This is a genomic window from Bifidobacterium mizhiense (genome assembly GCF_020884755.1).
GTDB lineage: Bacteria > Actinomycetota > Actinomycetes > Actinomycetales > Bifidobacteriaceae > Bombiscardovia > Bombiscardovia mizhiensis.
The window spans coordinates 626,028-642,336 of the sequence record NZ_BPWE01000001.1; the positions used below are offsets into that span (position 1 = coordinate 626,028).

The window sequence follows — 16,309 nt, forward strand, 5'->3', positions numbered from 1 at the left end:
AGTATGAACAGGATGGTGTTAGGCCCCCACAGCAGCCACTTCGGGCAGGACGCCCACGTCGGCGGTGGACACGTCAACCTGGCCGCCGTCGGGCAGCCGCACCCGCAGGGAGGCATCCGGATTGATCTGCAGGGCACGGCCTTCCACGGGCTCACCGGCTACGGGAACGACCCTGACCCGTCGGCCCAGCGTCCAGCTGAGCGCGGCAATCCGCGAGCGCAGCCCCTGCGGCCCGTTCAAAGCCCTGTCCAGCGACCCGTCAATGCCAAGGGGGGCCATCTCCCCACTCAGGTGCCAGCTGATGGCATCGACCAGGTCGTCACGCAGGGTCTGGTAATCGGGCAGGTCCCGGTAATGGAGCTGCAGGGAGGTGGACTCCGCAATAGGCAGTGCCTGCCGGGGTAGGAAGAGGTTGATGCCGATGCCGACGGCCAGGGCCGACCAGTCCTGATCCACCCGAACCAGCTCGCAGAGGATGCCCCCCAGCTTGGCCCCGCGGCAGAACAGATCGTTGGGCCACTTGAGCGTCAGAACCCGTTCAGGGTCGCCGTCGTCGGTCAGCGGGCAGCCGTGGTACTCGAGCACATCCTGCAGACCCTCCAGAGCGGCCAGACCCGCCACCATGGGCATCCATCCACCAAAGGGCCCAGTCAGCAAGCTGGTGGGCAGCGGCAGTGCCCACGTGGCCAGCAGGGAGCATCGGGGCTGATTGACCCAGGTTCGGGCAAGACGACCGCGGCACCGGGACTGCGCATCGGCAACCGCTACGCTCAGCGGCATGGTGCTACCCCCGGCGCCCGGCCATCGCCGAATACCTTTACTTGCGACTCTTCCCTCGTACCGTGTAGTCGTAGAAACACCCTGACGGGCATTTTTTCGAGGTGTATCTTCGGCTTTTCCCCGTGTGCCAGAGGCCAATCCCTTCACGGTCTCCGTGCTCGTTGTCGGTTCACCGCCCCCAAACAGCCGTTCGACCCGGTCGCGCGCATCCGAATACGTCGAGGCTTCCAGAGCATGAGCCACGAGCGTATTGGTCGAATCGACGGTGTCGAGCACCACGATCGAGGAGAGTACGCCACTATCCAGCGATGCCGATGGCTGCCACTTGATATTCTGATGAGGCACGCGTTCCACTATACGGCACAAGGGGTCAGCCCCGGTAGCGAACCATCCACAAAAGCGGCGGCCGGTTTTTGTATCTTTTCACAGGAGACCCTTGGACAGGTCTGAGCGCATCCTCGGATGGGCACTGGATAAAATGGGGAAACCGTACACCAGGAACGGCCCGCGAAAGGGGTTCTTTTGAGCGCAGACAGCGGAAGGGCGCAAGCGAGAGAGGCAGGCGAGCAACCTGCGCAGACTTCGGCCCTGCAGACCGTCAGGCCTGGGTCTCGTGCATCCCGGACCGTCGGCCTGGTCCTGGCCCTGCTGGCCTGTCTCTGGATTGCCTGCTGCACCGGGCTGGGCCCCATCTACCGTCAGGAAGGTTCGATAACAGAGGTGGGCCTGCTCCAGGTGCTGATCATGCTGGGAACCCTGGCCGTCTGTTTGGCTCTGGTCCTGGCCTGCCGCCGGATTCTGCTGGGTTGCGAACCCCTACGAATGCCACAGCGGCTGACCGCCCTGGCGCAGCGCCCACGAATGCGTGCCTACGCGGCCTTCATCACCCGGCAAACCGGCGGCTGGCGGCCCATCATGCGCCTGCTCCTGCTGGGCTGGGCCTGGGCCTTTCTTACCTTGTTGGCTGCCTACGGGGCCGACCTGTACGCCCAGGCCCAGGAATGCGCCAACTTCCTGGCCCAGCTGCAGGGCGATCAACCCCCCTACGGCAGCAATGCCTTCACCCAGATGGACGTCTACCCCATAGGCCACTACCTGTTGCCAGGGCATCCGGTCTTCCTGACCGACCAGCACAACATGGTGCTGACTCTGGTCTACGGGATGACCATCATGGCCTCCAACCATCTGACCGGATCCTATGATGCCGGCATCGTCCTCCTGGCAGGGCTGCAGGTGATCTTCGCGGCCTTCTGCTGCGCTGTCACCGCCGACCGCTTCCTGCGCGGCAAGGGAACCGAACAAGTTGGAGCCCTGGCCCGCACCCTGGTCATGCTCTTCTTCCTCTTCTCCCCCTTTGTGGTCTTCAGCACCTTCAGCCTGACCAAGTCCCCCCTCTTCGCCTTCGCCTTCATCTGGTGGTTCGGCATCTGGCACCAGCTGGAGTCAGAGGACAGGAGCTCGCCTCACTATGCCAGCCAAGTGGCCCGGTTGCGGCCTGCCCTGGCCTTGAGCACCCTGATCATGCTGATCAGTGCCAAGTACGCCCTCTACATCGTTCTGGCCCAGCTGGTCCTGGCCCTGATCATCCACCGTCGCCAATGGGCCACCATCCTGATCGGACTCCTGTTGCCCCTGGTTCTGTTCACAGGGGTGACCGGTGCCCTGACGGCCACTGGGACGGTCATCCAGGGTGACCCCGTGGAGAGCCGCAGCATCCAGCTGCAGCAGATCGCCCGGGTGGCCCAACGCAATCCCCAAGGGATTCCGGCCCAGGCAAGAGCCGACCTTGAGCCCATCATGGATCTGGACAATGCCGCCATCCAGTACACCCCCTGGGAGGCCGACCGGGTCAAGTCCTCGGGCAACCAGCCCAAACTGATCGTCTATCGCTGGAGAACCGTCACGCCCGAGCAGCTGTCCAGGCTGAACCGGGCCTGGCTCCAGGTGGGACTGCGCAACCCGGTGATCTACCTGGATGCTTTCATGGCCGAGTCCTACGGCTACTTCGACCCCGGTGACCCCGCCTACGTGGCCATGTCCTACTACCTGAACAATGGCTACGTGCAGAACTCAGGCTCCTGGCTGGCGGCCTGGTGCCATGACTGGCGCAACGGGGTGACCGGATTCGTCAGAACCTGGGCCGACACCCCTCTGCTGGGCCTGGTGGCACGGGCCAACTTCTGGGTGGTGGCCGCCCTGCTGCTAATCGTCGCCCGACTGGCAGCCGGCCACTGGCGCGGGATCCTGTGCTGGTTCCCCCTCCTGCTGATCATGGGGGTCATGATCACCGCCCCAGCCAACAACTTCGAACGGCACATGCTGCCGGTGGACATGGTGGTGCCCTTCCTGATCCTGGACATGGTCCGACAGAGCCGCTGCGCCCGCGCCGAAAACCTGATGGACCGGCCGTCATGATCGGCAAGTCGAAGCGGCCCAGGCCGCAGGACGACGACCCTGCTGAGGCGCAGCAAGCTCACTGGGCACCTGCCGCTTCCGATACCGCCATGGAGCAGATTCTCCGGAAGACACTGGACCATCTGGATGAGACACTGCCTTGGGCCAGGTCCCTGCCCGCCAATGGCCGCAGAACCTTGGAAGGAGCCATTCGAACAGCTCTGGATGACCTGCTCTCCCGACTTGATGCCCGAGGCACAGAAGGCAACGAGATCCCCTCCCCCGTACCAGCCGAGCTTTCCCGGAGCCTGGGCCCACACCGGGCCATGGAGTTGACCCAGGTCATTCTGGATATGCTTGAGGAGGCGGGCCGGACCATGGGGGCCGAGGGGGAACGGTCCACGCTGGTCTACACCCGTCATGCCGCCACCGCAGCAGCCGCTCTCTACGCCGACCTGGCCGAGGCAAGAAACGGACGCAAGGCCGCAACGGAGTCGAGGATCATCCGGCATTTGATTGAACAAACGGCGGATACACGGACCGTTGACGATCTGGCACGGCTGGGATGGCCGACCGAATTCGACTGCTTCGCCGTCGTTGGTGAGGCCCAAGGCAACGATGAGGGGCAGGGCATGGAAAACGCCCGTCATCCCATCCACACCACGGTGGCCCGTCAAGGCGGCAGGGCGCTGGTGGGCGAGAACGAGGGGCTCATGGTGGTTCTGATCGACCCCAATCGGTCAGGCACCCCGGTCGACTTCTGCGCATCCATCCTGCACTTCTTTGCTGAGGAGTCAGCTGTCTGCCTGGGATCTCTCCACCATGGGATCTCCGGTGCGGGCGCCTCAATACGAGCCGCACTGAGCACGCACGCAGCAGCCCCGGCCGTGGCCGATCCCATCACCGCCGCCCTGCCCAGACCACTGCACGCCGACGACCTGCTGCCCGAACGAGCCCTGAACGGGGACAGGGACGCTGCCGACCAGCTCTACCAGGAGGTCTACCTGAGCCTGGCCGGCCAGGATCCGGACGGGCCCCTGCCGACCACCCTGCTCACCTTCCTGCGCTCGGGCAACTCGCTGGAGGTCACCGCCAAGAAGCTGGGCATCCATCCCAACACCGTGCGCTACCGGCTCAGGCGCTGCGTGGAGGTGACCGGATGGGATGCCATGGACCCGCGAGAATCCTTCGTCCTCCAGGCAGCCCTGATCATCGGCAGGATCCGCAGGTCGCACCCGGACGCCGACTGACTGGTGCCGAACCAGGACATGAAAAGAGCGGGGACCCGAAGGTCTCCCGCCCTGAAATATACAGCCGAACCGACTCAGAGCACCGCGATGTCCAGGGGAACGCCCGGGCCCATGGTGGTGGTGACGGTGGCCTTGGTGATGTAGCGACCCTTGACCGTGGCCGGCTTCAGGCGCTTGATCTCCTCGTCGACCGCGTGGAAGTTCTCCTCCAGAGCCTGCTGCTCGAAGGAAACCTTGCCCACGGGGAAGCTCAGGTTGCCGTTCTTGTCCACACGGAACTCGATACGTCCTGCCTTGATCTCGGTGACCGCCTTGGCAACATCCATGGTCACGGTGCCGGTCTTGGGATTGGGCATGAGGCCACGGGGACCCAGGACACGGCCCAGACGGCCGACCTTACCCATCATGTCGGGGGTAGCCACCACGGCATCGAAGTCCAGGTAGCCGCCGGCGACCCTGGTCACCAGCTCGTCGTCGCCCACCTCGTCAGCTCCGGCCTCGGCGGCTGCGGTCGCCTGAGGACCACGGGCGAAGACCAGGACGCGCACGGTCTTGCCGGTGCCATTGGGCAGGCTGACGGTGCCACGGACCAGCTGGTCGGCCTTACGGGGATCCACGTTCAGGCGGTAGACGGCCTCAACAGTCTCGTCAAACCCGCGCTTGGGCATGCTCTTGAGCAGAGCGATACCCTCCTCGGGGGTGTACAGGTTGGTGCGATCGACCTTCTCGGCCGCCTCGCGGTACTTCTTGGAACGCTTGGTCATCTGCTTCTCCTATCAGCAGTCGCGGTGCGGGCAAGCGTATGCCCTACCGCTCACAACGAAAATTTCAGTCGGTGACGGTGATGCCCATGGAACGGGCAGTGCCTTCGATGATCTTCATACCGGCCTCGACGTCACGGGCCGACAGATCCTCCATCTTGGTCTGGGCGATCTCGCGGACCTGGGCCTTGGTGACGGAACCCACCTTGGTGGTCAGCGGGTTGCCTGCACCCTTGGAGACACCGGCGGCCTTGCGCAGCAGGTCAGCTGCCGGCGGAGTCTTGGTGATGAAGGTGAAGGAACGATCCTCGTAGACGGTGATGATGCAGGGGATGACCTGGCCCATCTTGTCCTTGGTGGCATCGTTGTACTGCTTGCAGAAGTCCATGATGTTCACGCCGTGGGAGCCCAGTGCAGGACCCAGCGGGGGTGCAGGGTTGGCCTTGCCGGCCTCAATCTGCACTTTGATCAGCGCGGTGACTTTCTTCTTTGCAGCCATATGCTGGTTCTTCTTTCTACGAAGCGGTGATGTCGGAGACCGTAAGTCCCCTCCCGCAACCTGTTCTTTCCAAATGCGCTCCACAAGGGGGCACAAGCTTGACGATTATCGCATCGACCGAGGACCGGCCGAAAGCTTTCAGACGATCTTTTCGACCTGGTCGAAGCCCAGCTCCACAGGAGTGTCCCTGCCGAAGATGGAGACCAGTACAGTCAGCTTCTGGGTGGTGGGCTCCACATCGGAGACCACGGCAGCCATAGTGGCAAAGGGCCCTTCGGTGACGGTGACCTGATCGCCGACGGCGTAGGAGACCTCCACCGTGCGCTTCTTGGCGGCCTCAGGCTTGTCCCCAGCGGCCTTCAGCGCCTCGGAGGCAATCATGGGGGCCATCATCTGGACGACCTCCTTGCGGGTCAGCGGAGCCGGCTCCTTGCTGGGGCCGACGAACCCGGTGACGCCTTCGGTGTCGCGGATGATGCGGCGGGCGTTCTCGTCGGGCCACATGCGAATCAGCACGTAGCCAGGCACACGCACACGGGTGACGACCTTCTTGCCCTTGTCGGTGTGCTTCTCGACCTCCTCCATGGGGATCTCCACCTGGAAGACCTTGTCCTCCAAACCGAAGGAGGCCACACGGGACTCCACGTTGGCCTTGACGCGCTTCTCATAGCCTGAGTAGGTGTGCAGAACGTACCACTTGCCCTCAAGGGTGCGCAGCTTCTTGGAAAACTCGTCCACGGCACGCTGACCGGGATCCTCCTGGTCGGCCTGATCGTCGGAATCGGAAGAATCGTCCTGAGTGTCCTTGGCCTGGGCGGATTCGGCAGGTGTGCTGTCCTGCTCGGCCTGCTCCGAAGAGGTTCCGAGATGCTGATCCTGAACCTGGGTATCCTCCTGCGTGGGGGCATCGTCGGACGCCGACGGGGCCGACTCAGCGGCCTGATCGGGGTCCAATCCCTCTCTGGTCAGATCATCACTCATGGATCACTCCACCTTCTACCTTGTCACGGCTCAGCCAAATATCAGGAAAGCCAGTTTACCCAGCCCGAAGTCCATCACGGTCACGAAGATCATCAGCAGCAGCACAAAGATGAAAACAGCCACGGACCAGCCCACCAGCTCCTTGCCTGTGGGAGTCACCACCTTGCGGATCTCATCGATGACCTGCTTGATGAAGAGCCCGATACGCATGAAGAAGTTCGGCCTGGCTTCCTCAGCCCCATCCTTCTGTGCCATGGTCATCCGTCCTTCGTTTGTTCTGCATCATCTGCTGCAAGCCTTGGCAGGGAAGGCGGGACTCGAACCCACAACCTACGGTTTTGGAGACCGTTGCGCTACCAATTGCGCCACTTCCCTATCGGAACTTCCCACCAGCTTACTCGGCAGGGAGGAAAAACCGCCAAATCGCAAGTCTAGCCTAAAGGGCGGATTGCGTCCAACCGTGTTGCCCCGACAGCATTTCGTCCAAGAGCCGGATGAGCTGGATCAGGCGCTGACCCAGTCCGCGAGGCGCCGCATACCCTCAGCCAGGTCGTCGTCTGCCAACGCGTAGGAGAAGCGCAGGCAGCCGGGCGCGCCAAAGGCCTCACCGGGCACGGCAGCCACCTGGATCTGCTCCAGGATGACCTCGGCCAGCTCACCCGAGGTAGCACAGACCGTGCCTTGCGGGCCCACTGGCCGATTCAGCAGACCGGTCACGTCGGCGAAAGCATAGAAGGCACCCAGGGGTTCAGGGCAGGTAACCCCCTCCATGGCATTCAAAGCATCCACGATGGCCCGCCGACGCAGGGCGAAAGCCGACCGCATGGCTTCCACGTCCTTCAGGCCGCCGGTCAGGGCAGCCAGAGCCGCCTGCTGGGAGACGTTGGCCACGTTGGAGGTCATATGCCCCTGAAGCTTGGCGGCCGCCTGGGCCACCGGCAGTGGGGCAACCAGCCAGCCCACCCGCCAGCCGGTCATGGCGTAGGTCTTGGCCACACCGTTGACCACGATCAGCTGATCGCGTACCTGCGGCACCAGAGCGCCCGGATAGGGGGTGTGTGCCCCCTGGTAGGTCAGATGCTCATAGATTTCGTCACTGATCACCCAGATCTGGTGCTCCATGGCCCAGCGATCCACGGCAGCCACCAAGTCAGCGGGCCAGACAGCCCCGGTGGGGTTGGCAGGCAGGTTGAGGATGATGGCACGGGTGCGCTCGGTTCGGGCTGCCTCCAGCTGCTCCAGACTGGGGATATAGCCTTGGTCGGCTCCGCTCAACACCGGAACCGGCCGACCGCCAGCCAGCAGAACCATCTGGGGGTAGCTGGTCCAATAGGGTGCGGGGATGATGACCTCATCGCCGGGATTCAAGAGGATTTGGAAGGTCTCGTAGACGGCCTGCTTGCCGCCGTTGGTGACCACCACCTGATCCGGGTCGATCTGGTAGCCCGAATCGCGCAGGGTCTTGTCAGCAATGGCCTGCTTGAGTTGGGGCAGACCCGCCGTGGGCGTATAGCGGTGGTTGCGCGGATCCAGACAGGCGCGGGCCGCCGCCTGCACGATGTGGTCAGGCGTGGGAAAGTTGGGCTCGCCGGCGCCGAAGCTGATCACATTCATACCCTGGGCCTTCATGGCCTTGGCCTTTGAATCCACGGCCAGGGTGGCACTGGGGGCCACCGCATCTATGCGTCTGCTCAGGGTCTGCCATTGCGCCATAGTCATGTTGCCATGGTACCGCCCAGCACCCCCAGGGCTGCGCTCAGACCAGAACCAGAGAGTCCCGATGCACCAGCGGGTGGGCATAGTGGGCACCCAGTCGGCGGCGGAGTTCCTTGGTGTTGAGACCCAGCATGTCCTGAGCCTCCTCGGAATCGTATCCGGACAGGCCCTTGGCCACCTGGTGACCAGACTCATCGTGGATCCAGACCGGATCCCCGGCCGAGAACTCACCCTGGACCGATCTGGCACCAGCCGCCAGCAGGCTGGCCCGACCGCCACGCAGGGCTTCGACAGCCCCCTGATCCACCAGATAGCCGCCCCTGGGACGGGAGGCGAATTTGATCCAGAGCCGGTGCGAGGAGCCCCGCGGACGGATGGGGGCAAAAAGGGTGCCCACCCTGTCACCGGCCAGGGCAGGACCTGCAAGGTCGGCGCGGGTCAGGACCACGGGCATGCCGGAGGCCGCAGCAATTCGTGCCGCCTCCAGCTTGGTGGACATACCCCCGGTCCCCAGCCCGGAGATGGACCCCTGGGCATCCACCTGGTCCATGATTGCTGCCACATCGGGCACGAAGCTGATTCTGCGGGCACTTGGCCGGGATGGGGGCTCGGTGTAGAGGGCATCCACGTCAGTCAGCAGGACCAGAGCGTCGGCGCTGACGATGTTGGCGATCAGGGCCGAAAGGTGGTCGTTGTCGCCGAAGCGGATCTCGTTGCTGGCCAGGGCATCGTTCTCATTGACGATGGGGATGACCCCCAGATCCAGCAGACGGCAGAGCGTGCGCCGGGCGTTGCGGTACTGAACGGCATGGGTGGTGTCACGGGCGGTGATCAGGATCTGGCCAACCCGCAGGCCATAACGGGCGAAGGCAGTCTCGTACTGGGCCATGAGCAGACCCTGGCCCACCGAGGCCGTAGCCTGCTGGGTGGCCACGTCATCAGGGCGTTGGTCAAATCCCAGGGTGCCGAAGCCGGCTGCGATGGCCCCGGAGGTGACCAGGACCAGGCGAGCACCATTGACGGCCGCAGAGGCCAGGGCACCTACCAATGAACGCAGGCGGTCAAGATCCAAGTGCCCGTGAGGATCGGTCAGGGAGCTGGATCCTACCTTGACCACCATGGTGCGTGCCTGGGCCACCCGGGAGCGGACCGCGGCCTCGTCGGATTCCTCCCCGCCGGTCATTGCCCAGCCTCCTCCGAGCGCCCCAGCAGACCCTGCCTGTCGTGGGGATCATCGTCCACGGAAGGATCGGCCCAGTGCCCCTGCCGCCGTTCCTGCTCCATGACCTGACGCACCGCCTGCCGGGCATCCATCATCTGGTGGTACTGGCGGCGGCGCTCGCTGTTGGTGCGGCGGCGGTTGAGCCCCTGGCTCTCCTCCAGACGCAGGTCACGGCCCCGGGCCACCTGGGGGGTGCCGTCCAGCATTTCGGCGCCGGCCGCCACGCTCGGATCCCAGTCGAAGGCCACCGCATCGTCGCCAGGGCCGATACGAACCTCGTCTCCAGGCCTGGCACCGGCCTTGCGCAGGGCATCCTCCACACCCATCCGGGCCAGGCAGTCGGCCAGGTATCCCACGGCCTCCTCGTTGTCAAAGTTAGTCTGGCGAACCCAGCGCTCGGGTTTGGCTCCGCAGACCCTGAACCAGGTCTGTCCAGATCGGGTCTGATGCCGCTCAAGAGTGAAGTCCCCAGACTGGTCGCCATTCCTGCGCCGACGCTCCAAGGGGCGGATGACCACGCGTTCCTCCTGCCTGGCCTCCTGCTGCTCCTGCAGCTGCCTGCGCAGGCGGTCCACCAAACCGGCCAGGTAGTAGCCCAGTTCCTTGAGTCCCTGATGCGAGGCTGTGGAGACTATGAAGACTTTGAGGCCCAGGGCCTCAAAGTCGGGGCGGACAAATTCAGCCAGTTCGCGGGCCTCTGGCAGGTCAGCCTTATTGAGGATGATCACCCTGGGCCGCTCAGCCATGGGGATGACCCCCAGCGGAAGCTCAAGGCGATCGGCATAGCGGGAAAGCTCCTCCTCCAGGGCACGATAATCGCTCATGGGGTCCCGATCAGGCTCCAGGGTGGCGCAATCAATGACGTGGGCGATGATTTCGGTGCGCTCGATGTGCCTCAAGAACTCCAGTCCAAGGCCCTTGCCCTGGGAAGCCCCCGGGATCAGCCCTGGCACGTCGGCCATGGTGAAGCGGCCCTCCCCTGCCTGTACCACGCCCAGGTTGGGCACCAGGGTAGTGAATGGGTAGTCGGCGATCTTGGGCCGTGCCGCGCTCATGGCTGCCACCAGGCTGGACTTGCCTGCGCTGGGGAAACCTACCAGAGCCACGTCGGCGATGGATTTGAGCTCCAGCACCAGGTCGCGCTCCTGCCCAGGGTCCCCCAGCAGGGCGAAGCCGGGAGCCCGCCTGGCCTTGGTGGCCAGGGAGCGATTGCCCAGGCCGCCCACGCCGCCCTGGGCCGCCACGAACCGGTCCCCTGCATGAGCCAGGTCGGCCAGGCGTTTCCCCGGCTGCTTGCGCTCGCCTTGACCTCCCTTGGCAGTGAAGACCACAGTGCCCACCGGCACTGGCAGAATCAGATCCTGGCCGCGGCTACCGTCCTTGTCGCCGCCCAGACCCATGGTGCCCGATTCGGCCTGGCGGTGCGGCAGGAAGCGGTAGTCGAGCAGACTGGTGGCGTTGGCATCGGCCTGAAGAATGACCGAACCGCCCTGGCCGCCGTCGCCCCCATCGGGCCCGGCCAGGGGCTTGTATTTCTCGCGGCGGATGGAGGAAGCCCCATTGCCGCCATCGCCACCCTTGACATGGACGGTGACCTGATCCACAAATGCGCTCATAGGGGCCCATGGTACTCAATCCGGCCTGACATGCGGCCCCTGAGAGCTGAATGCCCGGCATCTTCATACATATGCAAAAAGGCCACCCCATGACAGGGATGGCCTTTGGCTGATGCCTATAAAGGCAATCAGGCGGTAAGCACGTCAACGACCTTGCGGTCACGCCGGTTGGCGAACCGAACCGTTCCGTCCGTCAGGGCGAAGAGGGTGTGGTCCTTGCCCAGGCCGACGTTCTGGCCGGGATGGAACTTGGTGCCACGCTGGCGAACGATGATGTTGCCGGCCACTACGGCCTCGCCGCCGAACTTCTTGACGCCCAGGTACTGTGCATTCGAATCGCGCCCGTTGCGTGAGCTGGACGCGCCCTTCTTATGTGCCATGTCTGGTTCCTTTCCTACCTCGACCTAGGCCCTCAGGCGATGGCCGTGATCTTGACCACGGTCTGCTTCTGGCGGTGGCCCTTGCGGCGCGCCACGCCGGTCTTGTTCTTGAACTTCTGAATGTTGATCTTGGGGCCCTTGGCCTCGTCGTCCACGACCTCGCCCTTGACGGAGATCTTGGCCAGATCCTTGGCGGCCATGGTCACCTTGGATCCATCGACAACCAGCGCGACCGGAAACTCGACCGACTCGCCCTTCCTGGCAGCCAGACGGTTGACCGTGATCTGGTCACCGACCTCGACCTTCTCCTGATGGCCTCCGGCCTTCACAATCGCGTACATAGCCCTACCTTGCCTGTTGTCCAAAGCTGTATGCGCCCGGTATCCGAGTCCCGCCTTGCAATTGACGGACCCGTCCAGACACCAGCTAACCAGTATAGAAGCAAACACACCGCGTCGTCAAATGTGCCTGCCCCGCTGACAAAACGAAATTAGTCTATGACTCCTTGACGACATCCGCCGACTCAGCCTGAGCCTCGTCCTCGTCCGATGCCGCCTGGGCCGCCGCAGCGATCCTGGCCAGCTTGGCCTTGACCGCAGGCGTCGAGCCGGTGGACAGGGTCTCCTTGGCAGAGGAGCCATGTCCATGCTTGTTGGTCTTGACGAAGGGGTCGCCGCCCTTGACCGCATAGGGGTCGGCATAGGAGGCGGAGATGGTCGGCTTGTCATGGAGGATGAAGCCTCGGCCGTGGCAGGTGGGGCACTCCTCGGAGAAGGCCTCGACCAGCCCCTGGCCCACCCGCTTGCGGGTCATCTGCACCAGACCCAGGGAGGTGACCTCCGCCACCTGATGCTTGGTGCGATCCCGGGCCAGGCACTCCACCAGGCGGCGCAGGACCAGGTCGCGGTTGGCCGGCATGACCATATCCACATAGTCGATCATGATCATGCCGCCGATGTCGCGCAGGCGCAGCTGACGGGCGATCTCCTCGGAAGCCTCCAGGTTGCAGCGGGTCACCGTCTCCTCCAGGGACTTGCCCTTGCCGATAAAGCGGCCCGTGTTCACATCGATGGTGGTCATGGCCTCGGTACGGTCGATGACCAGGGAACCGCCGGAGGGCAGGTAGACCTGACGCTCCATGCCCTTGCGCAGCTGACTGTCGATGCTCCAGCGGTCGAAGACATCCTTGCCCTGGTGCTCAGCCGGGTCCCAGTGCTCGAGCTTCTCCTCCAGGTCGGGGGCCATGGTCTCCAGGTAGTTACGGACCCGCTCATAGACCCCCTCGCCCTGAACCACCAGCTTGGCGAAGTCGTCGTTGAAGATGTCACGGACCACGCGGATGGCCACGTCCGGCTCGCCCTGCAGGAGCTTGGGGCGCTTACCGTGCAGGAACTCCTTGCGCTTGTCCTCGATCTTGCTCCACTGACGCTGCAGGTTCTCCAGATCCTTGGTCAGGGCCTCCTCACTGGCCCCCTCGGCCGCCGTGCGGATGATGACGCCCATATCCTTGGGAGCCACCCTGGAGACGATGCTCTTAAGGCGGGAACGCTCGCGGTCGGGCAGCTTGCGGCTGACGCCGGTCATGCCGCCCGAGGGCACCAGAACCAGGAAACGGCCGGCCAGCGTGACCTGCGAGGTCAGCCGGGCGCCCTTATGGCCGATAGGATCCTTGGTGACCTGGACCAGCACAGGGTCGCCGGACTTGAAGGCCAGCTCGATCCGGCGGGGCTGGCCCTCCAGACGGGTGGAATCCCAGTTGACCTCGCCAGCGTAGAGCACACCGTTGCGGGCCTGGCCGATGTCCACGAAGGCGGCCTCCATGCTGGGCAGGACGTTCTGGACCCGGCCCAGGTAGATATTGCCGACAGTGGAGACCTCCTGAATGTCGGAGACATAGTGCTCCACCAGGATGTCGTCCTCGATGACCGATATCTGGGTGTGGTGCTCCTTCTCACGCACCACCATCAGACGGTTGACGTTCTCACGGCGGGCCAGGAAGTCCTGCTCGACCAGCTGGGACTGACGCGAACGCTCGCGGCGGTTGTCCCGCCGACGCTGCTTCTTGGCCTCCAGACGGGTGGAGCCCTCCACGTCAGTGATCTCGTCAATATATTGCTGCTTGCGGGAACGGCGAGTGCCGGACACCTCCGACTCGCCCTCGGCGGACTTGGAACCCCTGCGACGGCGGCGACGACGAGTCAGCGGGGCCTCGTCCTCATCATCCTTGTCCTTGTCCTGCTCGTGCCCTCGACGGCGGCGACGGGTGGAAACGGATTTCTCGGAGTCCTCCTCATCGCTCTTGGCACGGCGACGACGACGGGTGCGGGTGCCGGACTCCTGCTGATCCTCGTCCTGCTCCTGGTCCTCGTCGTTCACGAAGGTGATGCCCTCGTGGTCCAGATCCTCCTCGATGCGCTCCACCTCGTCGGCGGCCCTGCGCTCCTCGGCGTTGAGCCTGCGGGAACGGCGCGAACCGCCCTCCGAAGTGTTCCTGGACCTGCTCCGGTGAGAGGCCTTGGGCGATTGCTCGGCATCCTCGTCCTCATCATCCCGTTCGTCACGCTCATCGTGCTCAGGCCGGGTGGCGGGTATGACGGGCTCCTGGAAGAGCAGGGATGTCATAGGACGGGGGCGGGAGGCGCGCGGGCGTTCATCCTGCTCTTCGGCCTTCCGACCTGACCTCTGACTGCGGCCCGAGGTCAGTGCCTCCACAGCCTCAATGGCACGCTCCTGACGCTCCTGATCAGCCTCACCCTCCTGGGTATGCTCCTCGGTGCGTCGGCGGGCAGCAGTTCGGGTACGACGACGAGTGGTCGTCCTGGTCGGCTTGGTCTCACTCTCATCCACCTGGACGTCCTGATCGGCCGCCTGATCCTCCTTGGGCTTGCGGGCGTGACGGCGACGGGTGGCAGAGGGCTTGGACTCGTCGTCTTCCTCCTTGGCCTTGCGGGAGGCCTTGCGCTTCTCGGCCTCGACCTTCACAGGCACGTCGGCACCAGCAGCACCGGCCACTCTGACCACGCGCCGTCCAGCGCGGCGACGGGTGCCGGAACCAGCGGTCTGGTCGACCTGCCGTTCCTGTTTATCCCTGATAGCGGACCTATTATCCTGGGTATCCTCAGTATTCGTTTTTTCGGGCACAATGCTCCTTGCGGCACGCCGCCTCGCACCGCTCTCACGGTTCCGATCCGTCCTCACGCTGCACTCTCACTGCAGCCGCGCACCTGCGTACGCCCGATCGAAACGCCTTGGCAAAAAGTCTTCCTGACGCAGGCGGACACCGACGCCCGCACGGATCACTGGGTCTCCGTCCGGGGGGATCAACGCCTACGCTGCAAGTGGTCAGGCAGAACCACCGTCCTCTAGTATGTCACAGATCAGCGGCTATCAGGTCCATTGAGCCATTCGACCAGTATGGCTTCCAGCCGAACCAGATCATCCAGGGGCACCTGTTCGTCGGCCTTGTGGGCCAGCAGGGGATCCCCCGCCCCCAAATTGACGGCCGGTAGGCCAAGGGCTGAAAACCGCGCCACATCGGTCCATCCCAGCTTGGCGCGAGGCTGCTGACCCGTGGTTCGGGCGACCAGGTCCGCCAGCGAACGCGCCCAAGGCGAGTCCAGACCAGGACGGGCCGCGGGCGATTCGTCGCACATGCGCACCGAAAATCCCTGGAAAACTCCGCCCAGGGCCATGTGTTCGCCATTGCCCAGCTCAGCACCCGTCCCCTGACCCATCATCAGCTCCTTGGCCTGGGCCAGGCTCTTGTCGGGGGCGAACCGGTAATTGACATGCACCCGGCAGCGGTCGGGGATGACGTTGGTGCCCAGGCCGCCCTCGATCATGGTGGCGTTAAGCCCCTCTCGATAGTCCAGGCCATCCACCTTCACCGTGGCCGGATGGTACTGCTCCAGCCGGTCAAGAATGGGCGCGGCAGCGTGGATGGCGTTGCTGCCCATCCAGGCCCGGGCGGAGTGGGCCGCCGTGCCGTGGGTGATCAGGTCGAAGCGCATGGTTCCGTTGCAGCCGGCCTCGATGGTGCAGTCGGTGGGTTCGCCGATGATGGCGAAATCCCCCTGTACCCAGTCGGGGTGGGCGGCCACCACACGGCCCAGCCCGTTCAGATCGGCCCGGACCTCCTCATGGTCGTAGAAGATGAAGGTCAGGTCATAGACCGGCTTCTGCAGGGTGAGCGCCAGGTGGAGGAAGACGGCATCTGAGGCCTTCATGTCGGCGGTGCCCCGGCCATAGAGCACCCTGGATCCTGGGTGGGCGGCAGCCAGGTCGGCGCGGATGTCCGGGTCACCGGGCTCCAGCCAGCGCGGGGGCAGGTTCCCATCCACGGGGACGGTGTCCAAATGACCGGCAAGGACAATGCGGTGGGGGCGGCCCAGCTGGGTTGAGGCCACGACCGTGTCGCCCAACCGTCGGACCAAGAGGTCAGCCCTTGACGACAGGGCCCTCTGGACGGCATCAGCCAGGGCGCTCTCCTGGTCGCTGACCGAGTTCAGGGCGGTCATGGACTCCAGTATCCTTGCCAGGGCCTGGGCAGGTTCAGCCCCCTGCACGCCGGCGAGAAGATCAATATCGGTCTGTGTGTTCTTGGCCATAATGCCATGCTAGCGGGCCGGGAATCGCAGGTGGACTTGCAGCCGCAAGCATGAGGCCCGGGTGGCACAATGGGGACGACAGAAGCGGTGGCACTCCGCCTGG

14 protein-coding genes and 1 tRNA gene are annotated in these 16,309 nt (G+C 64.4%); 2 read left to right on the top strand and 13 right to left on the bottom strand.

All coding sequences use genetic code 11. The features are described from left to right. Window positions 1-18: 18 nt before the first annotated feature. Window positions 19-780 (bottom strand): biotin--[acetyl-CoA-carboxylase] ligase, encoded by a 762-nt coding sequence (locus tag LPC22_RS02690; protein WP_229131904.1) that lies wholly within the window; start codon window positions 778-780, stop codon window positions 19-21. Between the two features lie 522 nt (window positions 781-1,302). Here LPC22_RS02690 and LPC22_RS02695 point away from each other — a divergent pair. Further along, window positions 1,303-3,195, top strand: coding sequence for a DUF6020 family protein (locus LPC22_RS02695; RefSeq protein ID WP_229131905.1), 1,893 nt, complete (start codon window positions 1,303-1,305; stop codon window positions 3,193-3,195). Continuing rightward, window positions 3,192-4,424, top strand: a complete 1,233-nt coding sequence (locus LPC22_RS02700; protein ID WP_229131906.1) for a PucR family transcriptional regulator — start codon at window positions 3,192-3,194, stop codon at window positions 4,422-4,424. The genes LPC22_RS02695 and LPC22_RS02700 overlap by 4 nt, the downstream gene beginning before the upstream one ends. A 74-nt stretch (window positions 4,425-4,498) precedes the next feature. On the opposite strand, the gene rplA is transcribed toward LPC22_RS02700, so the two are convergent. From rplA to dapE, 12 genes are all read right to left on the bottom strand, one after another. Continuing rightward, entirely contained in the window at window positions 4,499-5,188 is a 690-nt protein-coding gene (gene rplA / locus LPC22_RS02705; RefSeq protein ID WP_029678147.1) for a 50S ribosomal protein L1, read from the bottom strand. A gap of 64 nt (window positions 5,189-5,252) precedes the next feature. After that, window positions 5,253-5,684: a 50S ribosomal protein L11 gene (gene rplK, locus LPC22_RS02710; protein ID WP_015022451.1), complete on the bottom strand. Its 432-nt coding sequence runs from the start codon at window positions 5,682-5,684 to the stop codon at window positions 5,253-5,255. 138 nt (window positions 5,685-5,822) lie between these two features. Next, window positions 5,823-6,665, bottom strand: a complete 843-nt coding sequence (gene nusG, locus LPC22_RS02715; RefSeq protein ID WP_229131907.1) for a transcription termination/antitermination protein NusG — start codon at window positions 6,663-6,665, stop codon at window positions 5,823-5,825. Window positions 6,666-6,695: 30 nt separating this feature from the next. Continuing rightward, on the bottom strand, window positions 6,696-6,920 hold the full coding sequence (secE, locus tag LPC22_RS02720) for a preprotein translocase subunit SecE (protein WP_024626851.1): 225 nt from the start codon (window positions 6,918-6,920) through the stop codon (window positions 6,696-6,698). A 44-nt stretch (window positions 6,921-6,964) separates the two neighbouring features. Continuing rightward, window positions 6,965-7,040 (bottom strand) — tRNA-Trp (locus LPC22_RS02725). A 129-nt stretch (window positions 7,041-7,169) separates the two neighbouring features. Beyond that, window positions 7,170-8,378: a pyridoxal phosphate-dependent aminotransferase gene (locus tag LPC22_RS02730; protein ID WP_229132310.1), complete on the bottom strand. Its 1,209-nt coding sequence runs from the start codon at window positions 8,376-8,378 to the stop codon at window positions 7,170-7,172. A gap of 43 nt (window positions 8,379-8,421) precedes the next feature. After that, the gene (gene proB, locus LPC22_RS02735) at window positions 8,422-9,564 is read right to left on the bottom strand and encodes a glutamate 5-kinase (protein WP_229131908.1); all 1,143 of its coding nucleotides are present in this window, start codon (window positions 9,562-9,564) and stop codon (window positions 8,422-8,424) included. Continuing rightward, entirely contained in the window at window positions 9,561-11,219 is a 1,659-nt protein-coding gene (obgE, locus tag LPC22_RS02740) for a GTPase ObgE (RefSeq protein WP_229131909.1), read from the bottom strand. Before obgE ends, proB begins: the two co-directional genes overlap by 4 nt. 128 nt (window positions 11,220-11,347) lie before the next feature. After that, window positions 11,348-11,599 (bottom strand): 50S ribosomal protein L27, encoded by a 252-nt coding sequence (rpmA, locus tag LPC22_RS02745; RefSeq protein WP_015022457.1) that lies wholly within the window; start codon window positions 11,597-11,599, stop codon window positions 11,348-11,350. A 32-nt stretch (window positions 11,600-11,631) separates the two neighbouring features. Then, the gene (rplU, locus tag LPC22_RS02750) at window positions 11,632-11,940 is read right to left on the bottom strand and encodes a 50S ribosomal protein L21 (protein WP_024626855.1); all 309 of its coding nucleotides are present in this window, start codon (window positions 11,938-11,940) and stop codon (window positions 11,632-11,634) included. A gap of 154 nt (window positions 11,941-12,094) precedes the next feature. Next, window positions 12,095-14,740, bottom strand: a complete 2,646-nt coding sequence (locus LPC22_RS02755) for an Rne/Rng family ribonuclease (protein ID WP_373312864.1) — start codon at window positions 14,738-14,740, stop codon at window positions 12,095-12,097. A gap of 236 nt (window positions 14,741-14,976) precedes the next feature. Beyond that, window positions 14,977-16,206: a succinyl-diaminopimelate desuccinylase gene (dapE, locus tag LPC22_RS02760; protein WP_229131910.1), complete on the bottom strand. Its 1,230-nt coding sequence runs from the start codon at window positions 16,204-16,206 to the stop codon at window positions 14,977-14,979. Window positions 16,207-16,309 lie beyond the last annotated feature (103 nt).

Excerpts from the sequence above, each read along its gene's own strand:
- rplA (WP_029678147.1), bottom strand. The coding sequence starts at position 5,188 with ATGACCAAGCGTTCCAAGAAGTACCGCGAGGCGGCCGAGAAGGTCGAT.
- LPC22_RS02730 (WP_229132310.1), bottom strand. The coding sequence starts at position 8,378 with ATGGCGCAATGGCAGACCCTGAGCAGACGCATAGATGCGGTGGCCCCC.
- rplK (WP_015022451.1), bottom strand. The coding sequence starts at position 5,684 with ATGGCTGCAAAGAAGAAAGTCACCGCGCTGATCAAAGTGCAGATTGAG.
- rplU (WP_024626855.1), bottom strand. The coding sequence starts at position 11,940 with ATGTACGCGATTGTGAAGGCCGGAGGCCATCAGGAGAAGGTCGAGGTC.
- rpmA (WP_015022457.1), bottom strand. The coding sequence starts at position 11,599 with ATGGCACATAAGAAGGGCGCGTCCAGCTCACGCAACGGGCGCGATTCG.
- obgE (WP_229131909.1), bottom strand. The coding sequence starts at position 11,219 with ATGAGCGCATTTGTGGATCAGGTCACCGTCCATGTCAAGGGTGGCGAT.
- secE (WP_024626851.1), bottom strand. The coding sequence starts at position 6,920 with ATGGCACAGAAGGATGGGGCTGAGGAAGCCAGGCCGAACTTCTTCATG.
- LPC22_RS02700 (WP_229131906.1), top strand. The coding sequence starts at position 3,192 with ATGATCGGCAAGTCGAAGCGGCCCAGGCCGCAGGACGACGACCCTGCT.
- dapE (WP_229131910.1), bottom strand. The coding sequence starts at position 16,206 with ATGGCCAAGAACACACAGACCGATATTGATCTTCTCGCCGGCGTGCAG.
- proB (WP_229131908.1), bottom strand. The coding sequence starts at position 9,564 with ATGACCGGCGGGGAGGAATCCGACGAGGCCGCGGTCCGCTCCCGGGTG.
- nusG (WP_229131907.1), bottom strand. The coding sequence starts at position 6,665 with ATGAGTGATGATCTGACCAGAGAGGGATTGGACCCCGATCAGGCCGCT.
- LPC22_RS02690 (WP_229131904.1), bottom strand. The coding sequence starts at position 780 with ATGCCGCTGAGCGTAGCGGTTGCCGATGCGCAGTCCCGGTGCCGCGGT.